General features: G+C 33.4%; 20 protein-coding genes. 10 read left to right on the forward strand and 10 right to left on the reverse strand.

Annotation, left to right across the window (positions count from 1 at the left end; translation table 11 throughout):
• Positions 1-56 precede the first annotated feature (56 nt).
• On the forward strand, positions 57-560 hold the full coding sequence (locus EKL95_RS06540; RefSeq protein ID WP_126554714.1) for a CvpA family protein: 504 nt from the start codon (positions 57-59) through the stop codon (positions 558-560).
• Positions 561-811: 251 nt separating this feature from the next.
• On the opposite strand, the gene rpe is transcribed toward EKL95_RS06540, so the two are convergent.
• From rpe to EKL95_RS06560, 4 genes are all read right to left on the reverse strand, one after another.
• Positions 812-1474, reverse strand: coding sequence for a ribulose-phosphate 3-epimerase (gene rpe / locus EKL95_RS06545; protein ID WP_126563808.1), 663 nt, complete (start codon positions 1472-1474; stop codon positions 812-814).
• Between the two features lie 474 nt (positions 1475-1948).
• Complete coding sequence (locus EKL95_RS06550) at positions 1949-2812, reverse strand: RNA polymerase sigma factor RpoD/SigA (RefSeq protein WP_007137700.1); 864 nt, start codon at positions 2810-2812, stop codon at positions 1949-1951.
• 216 nt (positions 2813-3028) lie between these two features.
• Positions 3029-5596, reverse strand: coding sequence for a DEAD/DEAH box helicase family protein (locus tag EKL95_RS06555; protein WP_126563809.1), 2568 nt, complete (start codon positions 5594-5596; stop codon positions 3029-3031).
• Between the two features lie 63 nt (positions 5597-5659).
• Entirely contained in the window at positions 5660-7585 is a 1926-nt protein-coding gene (locus EKL95_RS06560) for a DNA methyltransferase (protein ID WP_126563810.1), read from the reverse strand.
• Positions 7586-7953: 368 nt separating this feature from the next.
• Between EKL95_RS06560 and EKL95_RS06565 the strand changes: the two genes are divergently transcribed.
• Both EKL95_RS06565 and EKL95_RS06570 read left to right on the forward strand, forming a co-directional pair.
• On the forward strand, positions 7954-8631 hold the full coding sequence (locus EKL95_RS06565) for a DUF433 domain-containing protein (RefSeq protein ID WP_126563811.1): 678 nt from the start codon (positions 7954-7956) through the stop codon (positions 8629-8631).
• Complete coding sequence (locus EKL95_RS06570; protein WP_126563812.1) at positions 8631-9038, forward strand: hypothetical protein; 408 nt, start codon at positions 8631-8633, stop codon at positions 9036-9038. Before EKL95_RS06565 ends, EKL95_RS06570 begins: the two co-directional genes overlap by 1 nt.
• A 153-nt stretch (positions 9039-9191) precedes the next feature.
• On the opposite strand, the gene EKL95_RS06575 is transcribed toward EKL95_RS06570, so the two are convergent.
• The 4 genes from EKL95_RS06575 to EKL95_RS06590 form a co-directional block, all read right to left on the reverse strand.
• The gene (locus EKL95_RS06575) at positions 9192-9818 is read right to left on the reverse strand and encodes a hypothetical protein (protein WP_126563813.1); all 627 of its coding nucleotides are present in this window, start codon (positions 9816-9818) and stop codon (positions 9192-9194) included.
• A gap of 115 nt (positions 9819-9933) precedes the next feature.
• On the reverse strand, positions 9934-12075 hold the full coding sequence (locus EKL95_RS06580; RefSeq protein WP_126452801.1) for a polyribonucleotide nucleotidyltransferase: 2142 nt from the start codon (positions 12073-12075) through the stop codon (positions 9934-9936).
• A gap of 233 nt (positions 12076-12308) precedes the next feature.
• A complete protein-coding gene (rpsO, locus tag EKL95_RS06585; RefSeq protein WP_066079886.1) occupies positions 12309-12575 on the reverse strand; it encodes a 30S ribosomal protein S15 in 267 nt (88 codons plus the stop codon).
• A gap of 112 nt (positions 12576-12687) precedes the next feature.
• The gene (locus EKL95_RS06590; protein ID WP_126461863.1) at positions 12688-13143 is read right to left on the reverse strand and encodes a GAF domain-containing protein; all 456 of its coding nucleotides are present in this window, start codon (positions 13141-13143) and stop codon (positions 12688-12690) included.
• 77 nt (positions 13144-13220) lie between these two features.
• On the opposite strand from EKL95_RS06590, the gene xrtF reads away from it, so the two are divergent.
• The 7 genes from xrtF to EKL95_RS06625 all read left to right on the forward strand — a co-directional run bounded on the left by xrtF (position 13221) and on the right by EKL95_RS06625 (position 18998).
• Positions 13221-13766 carry an exosortase family protein XrtF gene (gene xrtF, locus EKL95_RS06595; protein WP_126461866.1) on the forward strand — a complete coding sequence of 182 codons (546 nt, stop codon included), beginning with the start codon at positions 13221-13223 and terminating at the stop codon, positions 13764-13766.
• Positions 13747-14190 (forward strand): exosortase F system-associated membrane protein, encoded by a 444-nt coding sequence (locus EKL95_RS06600; protein WP_126461877.1) that lies wholly within the window; start codon positions 13747-13749, stop codon positions 14188-14190. Before xrtF ends, EKL95_RS06600 begins: the two co-directional genes overlap by 20 nt.
• A 523-nt stretch (positions 14191-14713) precedes the next feature.
• Positions 14714-14983, forward strand: coding sequence for a hypothetical protein (locus EKL95_RS06605; RefSeq protein ID WP_126563814.1), 270 nt, complete (start codon positions 14714-14716; stop codon positions 14981-14983).
• Positions 14984-15196: 213 nt separating this feature from the next.
• A complete protein-coding gene (locus EKL95_RS06610; protein ID WP_126563815.1) occupies positions 15197-15601 on the forward strand; it encodes an HYC_CC_PP family protein in 405 nt (134 codons plus the stop codon).
• 71 nt (positions 15602-15672) lie between these two features.
• Positions 15673-17685 carry a TonB-dependent receptor plug domain-containing protein gene (locus tag EKL95_RS06615; protein ID WP_126554722.1) on the forward strand — a complete coding sequence of 671 codons (2013 nt, stop codon included), beginning with the start codon at positions 15673-15675 and terminating at the stop codon, positions 17683-17685.
• 15 nt (positions 17686-17700) lie between these two features.
• Positions 17701-18045 (forward strand): metal transporter, encoded by a 345-nt coding sequence (locus EKL95_RS06620; protein WP_317125142.1) that lies wholly within the window; start codon positions 17701-17703, stop codon positions 18043-18045.
• Between the two features lie 272 nt (positions 18046-18317).
• Positions 18318-18998, forward strand: a complete 681-nt coding sequence (locus EKL95_RS06625) for a DedA family protein (RefSeq protein WP_126461885.1) — start codon at positions 18318-18320, stop codon at positions 18996-18998.
• A gap of 72 nt (positions 18999-19070) precedes the next feature.
• Here EKL95_RS06625 and groL read toward each other — a convergent pair whose 3' ends face one another.
• Together groL and groES are read right to left on the reverse strand one after the other, a co-directional pair.
• On the reverse strand, positions 19071-20699 hold the full coding sequence (gene groL, locus EKL95_RS06630; protein ID WP_126452813.1) for a chaperonin GroEL: 1629 nt from the start codon (positions 20697-20699) through the stop codon (positions 19071-19073).
• Between the two features lie 59 nt (positions 20700-20758).
• Positions 20759-21034 (reverse strand): co-chaperone GroES, encoded by a 276-nt coding sequence (gene groES, locus EKL95_RS06635; protein ID WP_126554724.1) that lies wholly within the window; start codon positions 21032-21034, stop codon positions 20759-20761.
• Positions 21035-21172: the final 138 nt, after the last annotated feature.

Below are 21172 nucleotides of genomic sequence, written 5' to 3' on the forward strand. Positions count from 1 at the left end.
ATGGTAAAGAATAATTCTTTTATATTTGCTGTTTGATCGTTGCAAATTAATTAAGTATGGGATTTTTTGATATCATTTTGGGTGTATTGCTTGCTTTTGCTTTTTACAAAGGCCTTCAAAACGGTCTTTTTGTGGAGTTAGCATCACTAATTTCACTACTGGCCGGTATTTATATTGCAGTACAATTTTCCTCCTATATGCGGGATATTTTAGTGGGATTTGTCAAATGGAATCCTAATACCATTCAAGTAGTAGCTTTTGTTCTTACGTTCATTATTGTAGTTGTTGTGGTTTCAGGTTTAGGTAAATTCCTGACAGGAGTAGCTGATTTTGCTTTTTTGGGCTGGTTGAATGCTTTGGGAGGTGGTTTTTTCAGGGTGCTGAAAACTGTTTTGATTCTGGGTATTGTTTTCGCGATTTTCGAGAAGATTAACTACAACCATCTGTTGGCCAAAAAAGAGACGCTGGATAATTCTCTTTTTTATAATCCAATCCAAAAAACAGCTGGATTCATTTATCCTTCGCTACAGGAATGGTATGGTAGTTTGAAGAAAAAGTAAGTAGTAATGCGTTTTTAGTCGCAGTTTCAACCTTAAACCACAGGGACAAAATTTAGATGATTGGTCTTTTAAATCCGTAATTGTTTGTTTAAGCTTTTTCTATTTTGTCTTTAAAGCGCTCAATGAGTTTTTCAGAGCGTTCCTTTATAAAAGTTGCATTGACAGTGACAGCCTCTAGTTGGTTTTTGTAATTGCTATTTTCATTTTAAACCCGTCCCGATCTAATAACTATTGAATCGGGACTTTTAGTATTATAGGTTTGTCAATTTCTTCAGATCAGCAATTGTAGCTGTTGGATTTTCTGCTTTAAAAACATAACTTCCGGCTACCAGTACATCAGCTCCGGCTTCTACAAGTTGTTTTGCGTTTTTGTTGGTAACACCACCATCAACTTCTATAAGTGTAGTCGCCCCTTTTTTATGGATTAAATTTTTTAATTTTTTAACTTTTACGTACGTATTTTCGATAAATGATTGTCCGCCAAAACCTGGATTTACACTCATGATGCAAACCAAATCAATGTCGTTGATTACATCTTCTAGCAAGTCGATATTTGTGTGTGGATTAATGGCAACGCCAGCTTTCATTCCTTCGGCTTTGATGGCTTGCAGGGTTCTGTGAAGATGGGTACAAGCTTCGTAGTGTACGCTTAGAATATTGGCGCCCAATTCAGCAAAAGTTTTGATGTAGCGATCTGGATCTACAATCATCAAGTGAACGTCGATTGTTTTTTTTGCATGGCGGTTTATGGCTTCCAAAACGGGCATTCCGTACGAAATGTTAGGTACAAAAACACCATCCATGATGTCAATATGAAACCAATCGGCTTCACTGTCATTGATCATTTCGATATCGCGTTGCAGGTTTCCAAAATCGGCCGCAAGTACTGATGGTGCAATAAGAGTATTTTTCATTGTGTAGTTGTTTTATAGAGATGCACTGTAGTGCATCTTTACAGTTTGTGTTGTTTGTGCAAAAGTAGTTTTTTTGCAGCAATTGGTGAAAGTTTTTTTAGAAGGGACAACTCGCGAGTTGTCCGTACATTGCGCGTAAGGGATAGAGGCGGCATCCTCGTAGCGTAGCGGAGAGATACAGCCGATAGCCCGACCCGAAGTTTTTACGGAGGGTTACGCCATAGTAGTGAGAAATGAATGGTGAGAAGAATTTAGATTTTAAAAATATAACTCCTGATATCCGAGCCGAGCTAAGCGAACTGAATGGAGTTTTGCTTAAAAAAATAAAACTCCGGTAATCAGCCGGAGTTTCAATCATCAATCAAAAAACGAACAGTTAATCAGACCGTCGTTAGCTATTAGTCATAAGTTTAAAATCAAAAGTCATAATGTTGTAGAACGTTATGACTTTTGATTTTTAAAAAATTGACTGTTTTATCCTAAATAGGTTTTTAGTATTTTGCTTCTTGAAGTGTGTTTTAATCTTCGGATTGCTTTTTCCTTGATTTGACGAACACGTTCTCGAGTCAGGTCGAAAGTTTCGCCAATTTCCTCTAAGGTCATTGGGTGTTGATCACCAAGACCAAAGTACAAACGAACTACATCAGCCTCTCTTGGCGTCAATGTTTCTAGGGAACGCTCGATTTCGGTACGCAATGATTCATGGATTAATTCTCTGTCTGGATTTGGTGATTCGCCGGAACGTAAAACGTCATAAAGGTTAGAATCTTCTCCTTCTACAAGAGGCGCATCCATGGATAAGTGACGGCCAGAGTTTTTCATACTCTCTTTTACGTCATTTACGGTCATATCAAGTTCTTTTGCAATTTCCTCAGCAGAAGGTGGGCGCTCGTTAGATTGCTCTAATAAAGCGTACATTTTGTTGATTTTATTGATAGAACCAATTTTGTTCAAAGGCAAACGAACGATACGAGATTGTTCTGCCAATGCTTGTAAGATAGATTGACGAATCCACCAAACGGCATACGAGATGAATTTAAAACCACGTGTTTCATCAAAACGTTGTGCTGCTTTTATAAGTCCAAGGTTTCCTTCGTTGATCAAATCGGGAAGGGTTAATCCTTGATTTTGGTATTGTTTGGCTACAGATACTACGAAACGTAAATTGGCTTTCGTCAATTTTTCTAATGCTTTCTGGTCGCCGGCTTTAATTTTTTGTGCTAATTCTACCTCTTCGTCTGCGGTAATAAGGTCAACTTTACCAATTTCTTGTAAATACTTGTCTAATGAAGCGGTTTCACGATTGGTTACCTGCTTGGTGATTTTTAGTTGTCTCATGTTTTTTTGTCTCCTAAATTTTAAGTGTACAAATGATTATACGTATGAAGTTGCCTAAAAGTTACAATTGTTTTTAATTTTATTTAGGAAAGATTTTTAAGGGCATTCCCTGCGGTCGGGCTATACGTTGCAATCTTTTTATTTTTAAAGAAAAAATAAAAAGGATTTCCACTGCTATCCCTAATGCAACTGACGCTAGAATTGAAGACTATCGTTTCAAACCTCTAGAACGCTTTCTAATGATTTTTTAAAATCATTCTCCACTTTATTATTATAAAAAGGAACTCCAGTAATTCTATATCTATCGGTATTAATTTTTATGGTTCTTTTTTCTCCTTCTATTTCTTTAAGAAAATCTTCTTTCCATTTATCGTGAGAAATTAAATGCCCTCCTTTGGGTTCAATAAACACTTGAAATGTCAATTCTTCGCCTTCTTTTTGCTTGCAAAATAAAAGAAAGTCAGGTTCGAAAGCACGACCTAATTTATCAATGATTTTTATTTCTCTTTCATTTCTGATTAAAAATATATTATCAAATTTCTTGTTTAAAATTTCAAATCTCTTAGCAAACATTGTCACAAAATCTTTTTCTTCACTTGTTCCATAATTTGCATTGTAAACATACCACGGTTCGTTGGCCACTAGACTTTCTTGTCCATCTGCTCGCTCATCATTTTTATAAATTTTTAATGGCTTATCTCTAAAAACTTCGTGTACTTTCTTCTGAATATAATCGGATCCCTCATATTGCGTTAAATTTGCCTTTATCTCGATTTCAATTGCCGATAATAATCCTTTAATTGCTAGTAAATAGTCCTCATTTGAAATATTTTCTAGTCTCTTTTTAGTTCCTATAAAAGCAATTTCAAGATTGCCTAAATAGTCGTTGTCGTTGATAAAAAAACTTGTTGACGGAATATTTGGGAAGTATTTTGATAATTTATCGAAATGGAAAAATGGATTTTGTGCTAATGCATATCTAATAATATGTTGGTTTATTACCTCATTCAGCTTGACATCTTTTGCAGTATTCTTATCGTCAAAAATTTCAAAATCAGAACTAAACATTCCTGACATTCTTCCACTTCCCGAAGACAAAATGTACTCATAATTTTTTTTGACAACACCTAAATCGGCAAATGACTTCACATAAGCATAACTCTTCTCTTTTCGCCTATTAAAAATGACTGTTCCTGTTTTGTAAAAATTAGTTGTTTTGAAATCTTCCTTAAGTTCAAGAGAAAATTGAACAAAATCTTCTTCTTTCTCTGTACTTCCAAAATGTTCTAACGCTTTTTTGAGCTCTGAAATATACTTGTTTTCGTCTTTGGTATGATAATACAATTCTTCCAGAACCTTGAAATCATTATCTATCGCATCATCATATTTTCTTCTGTATTTATCCTGATCTATATCTAAAATAAATGGAAAATAACGCGCGCCTCTACCAATTAGTTGAGCTTCGGCGACGGTAGTTTTTCCAAACGTTTTATTAGAACCTCCTGAATTTTGCCCTTCGTATAATCGTACAATGTCAAACAAATTCAAAACATCCCAACCTTCATTGAGTTTTTGAACGGCAAAAATAGCTCGAATAGGATTGTTTGCATCTTCTAGTGTATTTAGTTTTATTTGATTGGCTTCGTTTTCTTTTTCATCATTGGCACTCAAACAATTTTCTGGACGAAAATTAGATTTTAATCTTTTAGCCAATTCATTTGACGACAAATGAATACTGTCAAAAAAAGAAAAAGCTTTTTGAACAATTGTTACCGTTGAGGTTTTCCGAATGGAATCAATACTACTTCCGTCTAAACTTTCTATCAATTGATGAAAATTTTGCTTGTTTTGTTCAGACTCCTTTATAGTTTGTTTTGCCTTGAAAAGTATTACAGGTTTTAAATTAATGTTTTGTTTGGTTGCCAATTCCTGTCGGTATTGATTGAGGATAATAGCTTGAATGACACGTTCCCTTTCATCATAATTAGACCGGATTAAATTGATTTCTTTTGAAAATTTGTCTAATCGAAACTGTTTTAAATCATATTTAAAGAGTACTTTATCTTCGTATTTTTTTACAATATCTGATTTTTCATAGTCCAATGTAGCTGTAAATTCTAACAGTATATTATTCAAGTCAGCCTGATGAATGTCTTCGATTAACTTTTCCCAACTTTGAAACAATTGGTTCTGGTTTTGCGTATTGGCATTATAATGATGTGCTTCATCTCCTAATAAAACTATCTTTCTGTTTTTAAAATCTTCTAAACTCAATGCGTTTTCTTTCTCGCTTTGCACTAAATCTGAATGCAATTTTTGAACAGAAGTAAAATGAATGTTGATATTTCTATCATCGGCTTCATCAAAATTTCGCACTTCTTTTACACATACTTTTTGACCATTGACAACAATATTTTGATTAAATAAATATTTACTCGCTGAAGCATTCAAGAAATTTTCTCTGGTTTTATCTAAAATGGTATTTGAATGCACAAAAAATAAAAAGTTACGATATCCTTTTTCGTACAAGTAGAGCATTAATCCAGCCATTATAAGTGTTTTACCACTTCCTGTCGCCATATTGTACATTAAATGAAATGGTTTTCTTGGCTTGCCTTCAAAATCTTCGTTATAGAAAAGTATAAAACGCTGAAAAGCTTCTTTTTGATAGTGTCTTTCTCCATAACCTGGTTTAAGATTATCGGAAATATAATTGGGTACTTCAATTTTAGTAATGGCTCTTTTGCCAAACTCTTTGATTAATGTATCGTATAAATAAGCCATAAATATTTGTTTTTACGTTCAACTCTGTCAGGGTTTTGAACCCTGGCAGAGTTTCTGACGAGACTATTTTTTGAGTTGATAAAAATCCTGTGTTACTTTTAATTCTTCAGCAGTACATTCAAAATCATTATCCTCTAAAGAAGAAAGATTCACATACAATTGATTTTTATCTAACAAAGCAATCAAAAGTTCTTGTTGCGCCGAAAATTCTAATCGTTTGAAGTCTTCTATATGTTTATCTTGTTTTTGAATAGCGATATTATAATTCAAAAAAGATTTGTTTTTCATTTCCTCCCAAATGACTAACAAAGTTTTGCTGTCTTTGGCTTCGAGTATTTTATCTATAAAAGTTTGATTGTATTTTTTGAGTTCTAAATAAGTGAAAGAACCACCCCCTTGCCAATTGACGGATTTTGAGATTCCGCCTTGTTCGCTCGTTATGACTTTTTTAAGACGTTCAACAGCAACTGTTTCTATATAATCTAATTGCTCAATACCAATATATTGTCTTTTCATCTTATGAGCTGTTGCGCAGGTTGTTCCACTACCAAGATGATAATCAAGTACAATGTCATTTTCTTCAGTTACAGCTTTTATTAAAAAGGCAATTAATGTTTCAGGTTTGGGATATGAATCAAAATTTAGCTTTAGAGAATCAATATGTTTTTTTGAATCTTCATTCGTTTCTACCCCAATAGCTTTTGACAAATAATTTTCGTCTAAAAATTTATCAGGTGCAATATTTGAAGCTATTTTTCTTTGATATCTAATTGAAAATAATAGTGTTTTAATTAAAAAATAGGTACCATTTGTAATCTCATTATCCAAAAAAGATTGCTGCCATTTAAATCTTCCCTTTAATTTAACTGTATTTTTGTTGAGTCCATTTTCTACAACTAAATCATCAATTAATTCAATTTTATCATAACTACCTTTTTTATAAATTCCATCAGTAATTTTGAATTGAATTAATCCGCTATGAAATTCCAATATTGTTATTGGATTACCACTATTTAATAATGGCGCATCGTCATTATCACTATTTCTTCCTTTATAACTTTTAGAAGTATTAATGATTTTTTCATAGCAGTGTATAAACTCAATATTTTTTCTTGATTTTTTCGATAATGTTGGTGCATTGTCAGTATTTTTCCAAATAAAGGTTTCTATAAAGTTTGATGAATTATAAACATCATCCATCAAAACTTTTAAATATCCTTGTTCATTGTCATCGCATTGAACAAATATTACACCTTCTTCTTTCAACAAATCCCTAGCAACAACTAATCTATTTCTCATGAAAGTCAACCAAGTAGAATGATTAAAATTGTCATTGTACTTAAATCCATCACTACCTGTATTATAGGGTGGGTCAATATAAATAAGCTTTACTTTTCCAGCAAATTCTTCTTTTAAAGAATGCAAAGCCAATAAATTATTGCCTTTTATAACTAAATTATCAGTTATTGTTCCTTGCTCATTTCTAGTAAAACCTTCAAATACTTTTTCTCCATCCGTAGTAAAAACTTTTGCATTGGTCAATACTTTTGGGTCTAGTAATTGATTAATTTCATCTTGTGCCAACACTTCATTAAAGAAAATTTCTTCCCGTTTGTCTTCTTCCCGGCTTTGTCCGCCTTCAAGAATACAATCTTTATAGGGCCAAACTAGAGCTACTTCATTTCGTTGCTTTAAGAATTTGCCGTCAATTGTTAGTCCTATTTTGTTTTTATAAGCCGTAAAACTATCGTTCAAGTAGTTTTTTTGCTCCATAAATTGGATAAACAAGGCTTGGTTAAAAACCAAAATGTCTTTTATAGGAATAAAAAAATGAGTTTTAATTTCGAGATTTTCCAGTAATAAGGAGATTAATTCTGTATCGCAATTTTGTGCTTTGCTAATGATGACCCATTTTTTTAAATCACCATCATCGGTTACATAATTGGGTTCATTTTTTAAGACTGCTTCGACCGTAGCGTATAGTTTCATGTTTTTGTTGGAGTAACAAAAAATAGGCGCAGGCTAATTGCAATGCTCGTATTCTGCGGGATTCGACGCCCGTACCTACAAAGCAAAGCAACGCCCACGCCTACGCGTGAACGTTAGCTTGAACTTCCCTGTAGGTATTATGAAGTGTCGAATTTTCAGAATACAGGTTCTTTCGCTAAACGCTAATTTTATATGTTGTTATTATCTATTTATCTTTTCAATACTGATTTTAGTTATGTAGCAAATATAGTTGATTAGAATTTATAAAAGAAAGGTATTGTTTTGCCATAAATAAGTTTGGTGCCAAATGCTAAATAAAATTTGACTTTAAAGATAAATCGTTAGATTTGTGTAAAATATTAGAAAATATGGAATTTGAAAATCATATAGAAATAGGTTTGGGGATTTTTACAGTTCCTGACATTGCGTCTATATTAAATTTAAAATATTCTAAAGTTAATAGCCTACTAAACGAATATTGGGATAAAAGATTTGCAAGCCAATATGGTGAAAAATATTCGTGGAAAGTTCATAACAGTAAAGCGGTAAGTTTTCACACTTTAGTTGAATTTTATATTTTTTTTCAACTAAAAGAAGTTGGTGTACCAACTCAAATGATTTTAGATGCACATAGTCAGCTCTCTAAACGATTTGTTACGGCTTTTCCTTTTGCAAGTTCTGAAATAATAGAAAAAATGACTTGTGCAGGAAAAAGAATTTTATTTGAGATTAATGAAAATGAAATTATAAATTTAGATGCTACAAAACAATTAAATTTAAAATTTATAAAACAATTTGCCCAAAATTTAGATTTTGATAAAAACAATTTGGCGAATAAATTTTATCCATTAGGAAAATCTAATAGTGTAATTGTAGATCCTCATCATCAGTTTGGACAACCAGTTATTAAAGACACCAATATTTATCCGCAAACAATTTATAATCTATATAAATCAAAAGAGACTAAAAAATTTATTGCAGAATCATACGAAATATCTTTAAAACAGGTTAATGATGCTATTGATTATTGTAAAAGCGTAGCATAATGACAAACATTTACATTGATGAAAATTTTTCACATCACCTTGCCGATGGCTTGAATATTTTTCAAAAACATTTAAATTCAAATGAAAAATTACAAATTCAAGTTCTGTCTATTAAACAAGTATTTGGAAAAGGAGTCAAAGATGAAGATTGGATTCCGTTAGTAGGAGAAGAAAGAGGAATTGTCATAACACAAGATTTAAGAATTCATACTACCAGACATCAAAATGAGCTATACAAAAAACACGGGTTAGGTGTTTTCTTTTTTAAGCCACCATCCACTGGGTTTAGTTTCTGGCAAATGGTTGAACAAATAATTAAGCGCTGGCCTGAAATTAAAAAAAAATCATCCGATAATAGACCCTTTGCTTTTAGAATTACACCAAATAAAATTGAAAAACTATCATAATAATTTATAGTTTTCTTTGTATCTTTGCATCCTATTAAGTGCCCTACTATTCATTTGCTTTAGTGCTGCACTATAAAAAAATAAGATAAACCCAGACTTGCTCTGGGTTTTTTATTGGTTAAATACAATGGTGATAATAATCTGTAACATTTTTTATTTTAAAAATCCGTTAGCTCTAATCTCTTTGTGAATTCGCGCAATATCTTCAGGGATTTCTCCAGAAATTAGCCAATTAACATCTAATTCATTATTAATAGCGGTGTGCATTAAAAAAGGGATGTCATAAATTAGTTTTCCTAATGTGGAAAGGTCTTCTTTGAAATCTAAAAAATAGTCCTCGTTAATAGCTTTTATTAAAAGTAAAATTTTAAAAGCTCGTGCAATTACATAGATGCACAACGTGTACGCTTTTGAATAAGGCACAGTTTCTATTCTTTCCCCGTTACTTGTTAAGAGTTGAATTAACATTTTAAGATTTAGGCTTATTTCACCAAACTTGTCTTTAGTTATTTTTACATGTTCATTAATGTCACCGCTTACATAGCGAATATCTTGTAATAAATACCCAACTGAATAAAAACTATTACTTAGGTGATTGATTTTTTTTAACATTGCTTTTTCAAAATCATTTCTCTTTTCATCCACGGTTTCGGTAGCGACTAATTCAAAATGAAGGCGATTAGTCAGATCTAAGTCTTTTTTTAAAAGTCGGAATATCAACTTGTCTTTTTCGGCACTTGGTAATTCTTCTATTGCTTTTTTGAATTCTTTAGAGAACATATTTTTAGTGATTTAGTATTCAAATGTAATACTTTCATGAATTAAACAAAAATCCCGTTTCAAATTCATGAAACGGGATTCCCTATAAATAAACCTTTAGTAAACTAAGATCTGATTACTCTTTTCTTTCCTCGCGAGGAGGTCTTGGTAAAAGTGCTTTTCTGGACACTTTTTCTTTTCTGGTTTTTGGATCCAGTCCAAGGTATTTCACCATAAAGACATCGCCCATATTGACCACATCCGAAACGTTTTCAGTGCGTTCCCAAGCTAACTCGGATACGTGTAATAAAACTTCGTTTCCTGGAACAGCTGTGTATTCTACAACGGCACCAAAATCTAGCATTTTGATTACTTTCACTTCGTAAGCTTCGTTCATTTGTGGTTTGAAAGTGATGGACTCAATTTTAGCCAATACCGCTTCAATTCCGGCAGGATCTGTTCCTAGAATTTCAATAACTCCTTGCTCATTTACTTCATTGATAACGATAGTAGTTCCTGTAGATTTTTGTAATTCTTGAATCACTTTTCCACCAGGTCCAATCAATGCACCAATAAAGTTGCCAGGAATTGTTCTTGTGATGATTTTTGGAGCATACGCTTTTACATCTGCTTTTGGAGCAGCTAAAACTTCTATAATTTTTCCAAGAATATGCAAACGACCTTCACGAGCTTGAGCTAAAGCTTCTTCCATGATGTTGTACGCCAATCCTTCAATTTTTATGTCCATTTGACAAGCGGTAATTCCATCTGCGGTTCCGGTTACTTTAAAATCCATGTCTCCTAAGTGATCTTCATCACCAAGAATATCAGACAATACAGCGAATCGGCCTGTTTTTTCATCAGAAATTAATCCCATTGCAATCCCGGAAACGGGTTTGGTCATTTGAATCCCGGCATCCATAAGAGCTAATGTTCCGGCACAAACGGTTGCCATTGAAGATGAACCATTTGATTCTAATACTTCAGATACAATACGAATGGTATAAGGACAATCAGCAGGAATCATGTTTTTCAAAGCACGTTGTGCTAAGTTTCCGTGACCCACTTCTCTTCTTGAAGTTCCTCTTAATGGTTTTGCTTCACCAGTAGAAAAAGGAGGGAAGTTATAATGCAAGTAGAATTTTTCTTCGCCTTGTTGTGATGGAGAGTCAATTTGGTTTGCTTCTCTGGAAGTTCCTAAAGTAGCTGTTGCCAATGCTTGAGTTTCTCCTCTTGTAAATAAAGCAGATCCGTGAACTGAAGGTAAATAATCAACTTCAGCCCAAATTGGACGAATTTGATTTGTTTTTCTACCGTCCAGACGTGTGCCTAAATCAAGGGTTACATTACGAACGGCTTCTTTACTGGATTTAGCAAAATATTTTGAAACTAAATCACCGTTTTCAGCTAATTCTTCCTCAGTAAACAATGCTTTTACAGCTTCTTTTGCTTCCGCAAATTGAGCTGTTCTTTCGTGTTTTGCTGTTCCTTGTTTTGCAATTGCATAACATTTGTCATAAGCTGCAGCATTTACTTTTTCATAAATAGCCACATCTTCTCTTTCTTGATCGTAAGTTCGTACTTCTTTTTTACCAAAAGCAGCAACTAATCGTTCTTGAGCAGCAATTTGAATTTTGATTGCCTCGTGCGCAAATTTAATCGCTTCAACCATTTCGGCTTCTGAAATTTCTTTCATTTCTCCTTCTACCATTGCGATAGATTCTTTTGAAGCGCCAATCATCATGTCAATATCAGACAATTCTAATTGAGTACGACTTGGGTTGATGATGAAATGACCGTCAACTCTGGCTACACGAACTTCAGAAATTAAAGTTGAAAAAGGAATATCAGATAAAGATAAAGCTGCCGAAGCGGCTAAACCGGCTAATGCATCTGGCATTACGTTTTCATCATGCGACATCAATTGAATCATCACTTGCGTTTCTGCATGATAATCTTTTGGGAAAAGAGGACGCAATACACGATCCACTAAACGCATGGTTAATATTTCATTATCACTTGGTCTTGCTTCTCTTTTAAAGAAACCACCTGGAAAACGCCCGGCGGCAGCAAATTTTTCACGATAATCTAATGTTAAGGGCAAGAAGTCAATTCCTGGGCTTGCTTTTCTGGCAGATACAACTGTTGCCAGCAACACTGCATTTCCCATTCGTACTTCTACGGCACCGTCAGCTTGTTTGGCTAATTTTCCGGTCTCGATTGAGATGCTTCTCCCATCTCCTAAATCGATAATTTCTCTTGAAACTTTTGGAATCATAATTGTATTTTCTTGATTAAACAATGGATTTTAGTTGTGTTGTAGTTATTTTGCGTAGTTAATGCTTAAAACCCAATGAAAAACGAAACTTTTTTATTTGTAAATACAAATTGGTATTTACCTTATAATGCGGTCTTAATTCTAATCCCTTTTGTGTCAGGATTATAAAATGAACTTTGGACGCGGAAATATAAAAACAAAAAGAGGCACTCTCGCGCCTCTTTACATATTGATTATTTTCTGATATTCAATACTTTGATAATTTCACGGTATCTGTTGATTTCTGTTTTCTTCAAATAATCCAACAAAGATCGTCTTTTACCTACTAGCAAGACTAATGAACGCTCTGTATTATAATCGTGACGATTTTTTTTCAAGTGCTCCGTTAAGTGGCTAATTCTGAAAGTGAACAAAGCAATTTGAGCTTCTGATTTTCCAGTGTTTGTTTTTTCTCCGTGTTTAGCGAAGATTTCTTCTTTAATCTCTTTAGTTAAATACATTCCAATATTTGTTTAATGATTTTTATGTATGCCTTACAGCTATTGTAAGACGGGTGCAAAAGTAAAAAATAATTATGAATTATGAATTATGAATTATGAATTATTTTAAATCTTAATACAATTTTGCAATTTCCTCATTCACAAAGGCTAAGAACTTTTCGTCTTCTTTTGTAAATGGATCTATGACATGGCTGTCAATATCAATTTGCCCTATGTTTTCTCCGTTTACAAAAAGGGGTACAACGATTTCTGATTTCACGGTAAAACTACAAGCAATATAATTATCTTGCGCTGCAACGTCAGGAACTACAAAGTTTTCGTTTGAAACAGCCACTTGTCCGCAAATTCCTTTTCCAAAAGGGATTACCGTATGGTCTGTTGCTGCTCCCACATAGGGTCCTAAGTGTAATGTTTTAGACTCGTGATTTGCAAAATAAAATCCTACCCAATTATAATAGGCAACAGAGTTACTAAGCAGCTCACAAATAGACAATAGTTTTTCGTCTCTTGACAACGTTGTATTTAATGTGATTTCGGTTACTTTTGGTTGTAGTTCTTGAAATGTCATGTTTTTTTATTTTTATTTGTACAAAAGTATTTAAAGCCAGTTTTAAAAATTACATAAATTTGTTAAAAAAATAGATTTTGAAAAAATATTTTATTCTCTACAAGCCTTTTTTGATTTTTCTAGGTACTTTTTTTTTAACTTATATAGTGCTGACTTTTTTGTATCAGCGTTTTCTTAATGGTTTTGAAGAAAATCAAATAGATTCTGTTACCAGAATGGTAAGTGAAAATACAGAGCAAGTGCTGCAGTTATTTAATGATGAATCTTCAATTGAAGAGAGCACTGCATCTCCTTATATGAAGTTGTTTTATAACCAGAAATATGTAGCCCGAATTGTAGAAGGATGTAATGCAATTAGCGTAATTATTTTGTTTATTTCATTTGTCGTGGCTTTTTCTGGAAAACTACTAACGACGCTGCTTTTTATCTTTGGAGGAAGTCTGTTTATTTATGTATTGAATGTTTTGAGAATAGCTGTTTTAAGCGCACTTATTTTTTATTTTCCAAAACAGGAACCCTTCTTGCACGGAGTTCTTTTTCCTTTGTACATTTATAGTTTAGTTTTTGTATTGTGGTTAATTTGGGTTCGTAAATTTTCAAGATATGCTTCAAAAGATTCTTAATAACAAAGTTCGTGTACTGCAATTCCTTTTTTTTGTTGTATTGCTGGTGCTTGTTCGTGCTTTTGAAAATCAGTTGTTTTATGATCCTTTTCTGGATTTCTTCAAGAAAGATTTTGCGAAGTTACCGTTGCCAAGTTTCAATGCAGTCCAATTATTTTATGGGCTATTGTTTCGTTATACATTAAATACCGCTATTTCATTGGGGATTATTTATGTGCTTTTTAAAGAAATAATGATGGTGAAATTCGCCTTTGTGCTGTATTATTTTCTTTTTATGATTTTAATGGTTGCTTTTTTCTACATCATCTATTTTATTTGGGGAAACCACAATTGGATATTGTTTTATATCCGTCGGTTTCTAATTCAGCCTATTTTTTTATTATTGTTTGTTCCTGGATTTTATTATCAGAAACAAAATAAGTAGTCTTTTTTGTTTGTCTTCAATGTCGATTTAAGTATCTGTAAATCAAATTTCTATTGCTATTAAAATAGTGAAACATTCTGACTATATAGCCTAATTTAATTCGGATAAACTTAAAAAATCACTGATCAAATCTGGTGCTAGCATTATGGCGGTTGACGCAATTTTACAGGCTATAAAAAAGCAGATGTATGAGGGTATTTCTACAAAATAAATCTACAAAATGGCTTTTTCATTATTGAAGAAAAAGCTGATTTTCATGTCACACGTTATAATTTAAGAGAAACAATTGGACTCTTAAGTACTGCAGTTTTTTTTTGAAAAATATATAGGACGAATTTTTTCGCGTAGCATTATAAATCAATAAATAATTTGACCTTACAAGGTAAATGTGTCTCGCATGAAATAGATGTGCTGGTCAAAAAAACGAAACGATCGCTATGGTCGAATGTAAGTATCATACGGGTCGAGAGGTTGCTACGGATGTGAAAGTTCCGAGGTATATTCGGTCTCGTTTTAAATCCTTTTGGATAGCGTTAAAATTCAGGAAGAAGACAGAATCTCCAAGATCCCATATATTATTGATACTTCAATGGGAATCAATGCACTGAATATTTTTTCTACTAATAAAAAATGGCACAAGTTACCGCTAGGAGAATGTGCTGAAATGAGTAAAATGTTTTCATTAGTTCCGGATTATGAGGAAGCCATGGAGGGGATTTGTAATAATTACAGTGGGGTATCACGCCGAAGGAACACGAGAAAGAAAATTGATACAAGGGGCAAAAGGAATTAATATTCGCGGGTAATATTATCCGGTAAAAGCAAAAATTCAGGAAATAAAAGGGTTGTCAGCGCATGGAGAAAATCAGCCACTGGATGAACTCTGTATCAAAGTCCAGGAAAAATATGGTTTTGACTGTAAAGTTCCTTTGATGGGACACGAACTTGAATTGTAGATTTTAACTTGAATTTAGCTTTTGGAGTTTGATTAAATCACTACTTTTGCATGATGAAATTCAAAGGACTTGTTAGTGTTCTTCTTGCTTTTTTTCTATTGGTTTCCAATGTAGGAGTAGCATTTAATCTGCGTTATTGCGGAAATGAAATTTCGTCTATTACTCTTAAAACTCCTGTTGAAGATCAAAAATTAGAAAAAAAATGTTGTAATGTTGTTGAAAAAAAATCAAATTGTTGCGAAGACAAAGAGGTTAATTTTCAAAAGAAGACTGATAAATTAGTCCAAAAAACAGTTTCTGCCGATACAGATTTTACATTTTCGATAAAAGAATGGAATCCTTATGTCTTTTCATTTATTTCAAATTTTCAAAACAGCAAATTTACGTCGTATTGTTTCGATACAAATGCGCCACTTTTTTTTAAATTATACCACCAATATATTTTCTACGCGTAGCTTTTAATGTTTTAGTAGAACTTGAATCACACTTTAGTGGTTTTACATTATTCTAACATTAAAAATCAATCATGCAAAAACAAATTTCAATATTTTTATTGTTTCTTTTATGTGCTTTTAATTCTTATTCGCAAGATACTTTGCAAGAGATAAAAATACAAGGCAGCAGCAAAAGTTTAAAAAAATCGTACAAACTAACAACTAATACTACAACACTGACAAGCAAAGAATTACTGAAAGCCGCTTGTTGCAATCTGGCAGAAAGTTTCGAAACAAATCCTTCAATTGATGTTAATTTTTCGGATGCTTTGACGGGAACGAAACAAATAAAAATGCTAGGATTGACGAGTCCTTACTTGATGATTACCGAGGAAAATATTCCTTCGGTACGTGGTGCTTCTCAAGCCTACGGGTTGTCATTTACACCAGGAACTTGGGTAGAAAGTATCCAAATTACCAAAGGTGCAGGAAGTGTTGTCAATGGCTTCGAAAGTATTTCGGGACAAATTAATACCGAATTAATAAAACCAATCAGCGATATTCCATTTTTTCTAAATGTCTATGGTTCGACAGATTCTCGATTTGAATTAAATACACATTTCAATACTAAAATTTCTGATAAATGGAGCAGTAGTTTATTTGTACACGGAAATACCAGAGTTGCAAAAAACGATATGAATGACGATGGCTTTCTTGATAATCCATTAGCAAAACAAATCAATGTTTTAAATCGTTGGCAATATACCAATGCCAAAAAAGGGTGGGTGAGTTTCATCAATTTCCGATATATGAATGATCAAAAACAAACAGGAGAATTAAATTTTGATCCGGATAGAGACAGGGGAACGACAAATTATTGGGGTTCCGAAATCAATACGGAACGTTTTGATGTTTCCGCTAAATTAGGCTATGTTTTTCCTGACATGCCATATCAAAGTATTGGTTTTCAGAATGCCTTTAACAGTCACGATCAAAACTCTTATTTTGGACTAAATCAATATAATATTGAACAAAAAAGTTATTATTCGAACCTGATTTTCAATTCGATTATTAATAATACAATGCATAAATTTTCTACAGGTCTAAACTTTACCTATGATAAATACGGTGAGTTTGTCAATGTGAATGATTACAGCAGAATTGATAACTCAGTAGGTGCTTTTTTTGAATATACGTATGATAATACGGAGAATTTTAGCGTAGTTCTAGGCGGCAGAATAGATAATCACAATCGTTTAGGGACTTTTGCTACGCCAAGATTACATGTGCGATACAATCCTTGGGAGAAAGGTGTTTTGCGATTTTCAGCAGGTAGAGGGAAACGAAGTGCTAATGTTTTTGCTGAAAACCAACAGCTTTTAGCTAGTTCAAGAACTTTTGAATTTTTAGATACCAAAGGAAAAATATACGGTTTAAATCCTGAAATTGCATGGAATTATGGATTGAGTTTTATGCAGGGTTTTTTGTTTTTTGGCAAAAGTGCTGATGTTGGTTTTGATTTCTACAGAACTGATTTTCAGAACCAAGCAATTGTTGATATAATGCAAAGTCCGCAACAGGTTTTGTTTTATAACTTGAACGGAAAATCGTATGCGAATAGTTTGCAAGTAGAATTTAATTATGAACCAATAAAGCGTTTTAATTTGAGAACAGCCTACAAATACTATGATGTTCAAACGGATTATTTATCAGGAACCTATCAAAGACCACTACAGGCAAAACATCGTTTCTTTGGAAATTTAGGATTTGAAACGCAAATATTAGAAGAAGGAAAACAATGGAAGTTTGATTATACGCTTAACTGGCTCGGAAAACAACAATTACCCAATACGTCAATCAATCCTGAAGTTGACAGGCTGCCTGAATTTTCACCTTCATTTTCTGTGATGAATATACAGGTTACACGATCTTTTTCTCCAACTTTCGAAATCTATATTGGCGGAGAAAACATTGGTAATTACAAGCAGGACAATGTTATCTTGGGTAATGAAAATCCATTTGGACCTACTTTTGACGCATCAATAGTTTATGGTCCAGTTTTTGGACAAATGTATTATGCGGGTTTACGTTTTAAAATTAAATAGGTTAAAAAAAATTAAATGATGAAAAATATAACACTAGTAATGTTACTGATTTTTGTTGGGTTTACGGTTCAGGCTCAAGAAGGGAAAAGCAAAAATGCTAAGGTTGAATTTCATGTGAGCGGGAATTGTGACATGTGCAAAAAGAGAATTGAAAAAGTGGCATTTAGTGTTTCTGGTGTGAAATCTGCCGAATGGCATATGGATTGTGGTACTTTATATCTGATTATAAACGAACAAAAAACGAATGTTCCAACAATTCAAAAAGCGATTGCGAAAGTAGGTCACGACACAGAGGGAGCCAGGGCTTTAAAGGAAGATTATGACAGTCTTCATGCTTGTTGTCAATATAAACGAAAATAATTTTAAAGAAACGCCAAAGTGAAAACTTTGGTTTTTTTAATGCCATACTTTAATTTTTTTTGAGTAAAAATTGTAGTTGTTAACTATGAAAAACGGTTATACACATAACTAAAATCAGGATTTTTATAAACAACTTTTGGCTGTAAATAATGTAAAGATAATTCTGCTACTTTAAATAGTTAATAAAACTTTAAAATAGTATCATAAATTGTGGTTGAGATATATTATCCGTACTTTCACGCACGAATAATTTTAGCATAAAACACCTTAGAATGAACGATTTTGATTGGAAGAATTTAATTGACCCACTTTTTTATATTCATTTTGATGTTAATGGAATTAAATTGGGTATTTATATAGTTTTATTTATTGTTTTTGCGGAGACGGGTCTTTTTGCAGGTTTTTTTCTGCCAGGAGATAGTTTATTGTTTTTGGCAGGAATTTACAGTCGCGAATTGATAGAGAATATTTTAGTTATCAATAACGATTTTCTAAATGTGGTTCTCTTATCCACACTTGTCGCATTGTCAGGAATTTTAGGAAACGTAGTAGGCTACTGGTTTGGTTCTAAAAGCGGGTATTATCTATACAACAAGGAAGATAGTTTTTGGTTTAAGAAAAAGTACTTGGTTCAATCAAAAGATTTTTTTGAAAAATACGGAGGTAAGGCAATTATTTTTGCTCGATTTCTTCCAATATTGAGGACTTTTGCACCAATAGTTGCCGGAATCGTTTCAATGGATAAGAAGAAGTTTATGTTTTATAATATTTTAAGTTCTTTTATTTGGTCGTTCACCCTAATTTTTGCCGGACATTATTTATATGGTTTTTTACTTGAGAATTATCAGATTGATCTAAAGGAGCATATCGAATTAATTGTATTGATTTTAGTAGGGATTACTGTTTTACCGGTAATTTATAAGTTTAGCAAAAAAGCTAAAGTTCAAGAATAAACAAATTATAACTCATAAAAAAACCGTCCCAATTTTTTATCGGGACGGTTTTTTATTTGAAAAGAATTGAGATTACATCATCCCTGGCATGCCGCCACCCATTGGGTTTCCACCACCATTATCTTCTTTAATATCAATTAAAGCACATTCAGTAGTCAATATCATTCCGGCAACTGAAGCTGCATTCTCTAAAGCTACACGAGTTACTTTTTTAGGATCAATAATTCCTGCTTTAAGCATGTCGACATATTCGTCTGTTTTTGCGTTATAACCAAAATCACCACTACCTTCAGCGACTTTTGCAACAACTACAGACCCTTCAAGACCTGCGTTTTCAACAATAGTTCTCAATGGAGACTCCACTGCACGAGATACAATTTGAATTCCGGTTGCTTCGTCAGCATTATCTGCTTTAATAGCACTAAGTGCATTTTTAGCTCTCAGTAAAGCAACTCCACCACCAGCAACAATTCCTTCTTCAACTGCAGCACGAGTAGCGTGAAGTGCGTCATCTACTCTGTCTTTTTTCTCTTTCATTTCTACTTCAGATGCAGCACCTACATAAAGTACAGCAACTCCACCAGCTAATTTAGCCAAACGTTCTTGCAACTTTTCTTTGTCATAATCAGAAGTGGTAGCTTCCATTTGACCTTTGATTTGGTTGACACGATTTTTGATCATATCCGCATCACCTGCACCACTTACAATTGTAGTATTATCTTTATCGATAGTCACTTTCTTAGCAGTACCTAACATTTCGATAGTTGTGTTTTCTAAAGTGTATCCTCTTTCTTCTGAAATTACAGTTCCACCAGTTAAAATAGCGATGTCTTCTAACATAGCTTTTCTTCGGTCTCCAAAACCAGGCGCTTTTACAGCGGCGATTTTCAAGGCTCCACGTAATTTATTTACCACTAGTGTAGACAATGCTTCCCCATCTACGTCTTCAGCAATAATCAATAATGGTTTCCCAGATTGTGCTACAGGCTCAAGAACCGGTAATAATTCTTTTAAAGAAGAAACTTTTTTGTCATATAAAAGGATGTATGGATTTTCTAGTTCTACCTCCATTTTTTCTGAATTGGTAACAAAATAAGGAGAAAGATATCCTCTGTCAAACTGCATGCCCTCAACAACATCAACATACGTATCTGTTCCTTTAGCTTCTTCAACAGTAATAACCCCTTCTTTTCCCACTTTTGCGAAAGCAGCAGCGATTAACTCCCCAATTACTTCGTCATTGTTAGCAGAAATTGAAGCGATTTGTTTGATTTTTTCAGAATCCGTACCTACTACTTTGGCTTGTTTAGCCAAATCAGCAACAATAGCATCAACTGCTTTGTCTATCCCGCGTTTCAAATCCATAGGATTGGCTCCGGCAGCAACATTTTTCAATCCTTCTTTTACGATCGCTTGTGCCAAAACGGTTGCAGTTGTAGTTCCGTCTCCGGCTAAATCATTCGTTTTAGAGGCTACTTCTTTTACCATTTGTGCGCCCATATTTTCTAGTGGGTCTTTCAATTCAATCTCTTTTGCTACAGTTACACCATCTTTAGTAACGGTTGGTCCGCCAAAAGCTTTTCCAATAATAACATTACGACCTTTTGGCCCTAGAGTTACTTTTACTGCATTTGCCAATGCATCAACACCACGTTTTAATCCGTCACGTGCTTCTATATCAAATTTTATATCTTTTGCCATTTTAAATTTTGTTTAATGTTTATTTGAAGGGACAAGTCACGACTTGTCCGTACTTTAATTTAGATAACTGCAAGAATATCGTCTTCACGCATGATCAAATAATCTTTTCCTTCTAGTTTCAATTCAGTACCAGCATATTTTCCGTACAAAACAGAATCACCAATTTTCACTGTCATAGTGTGGTCTTTTGTTCCGTTTCCTACAGCAACAACAGTTCCTTTTTGTGGTTTTTCTTTGGCAGTATCAGGGATGAAGATTCCTGACGCCGTTTTTGTTTCAGCAGCAACGGGCTCGATAAGGACTCTGTCTGAAAGAGGTTTAATGTTTAAATCCATGATTTTATATTTTTTAGTATTCAATATTAATTAATAAAGATGAAGATTTCAGAAATTGTGCCATCTTAATCAAACTGACACATTTTCTTATAAAAAATGCCAGCTTTGACAGGCTGGCATTTAGAATATGTAGAAGTG

Origin of the sequence: Flavobacterium sp. LB2P53 (genome assembly GCF_003970305.1) — a bacterium.
Classification (GTDB): domain Bacteria; phylum Bacteroidota; class Bacteroidia; order Flavobacteriales; family Flavobacteriaceae; genus Flavobacterium.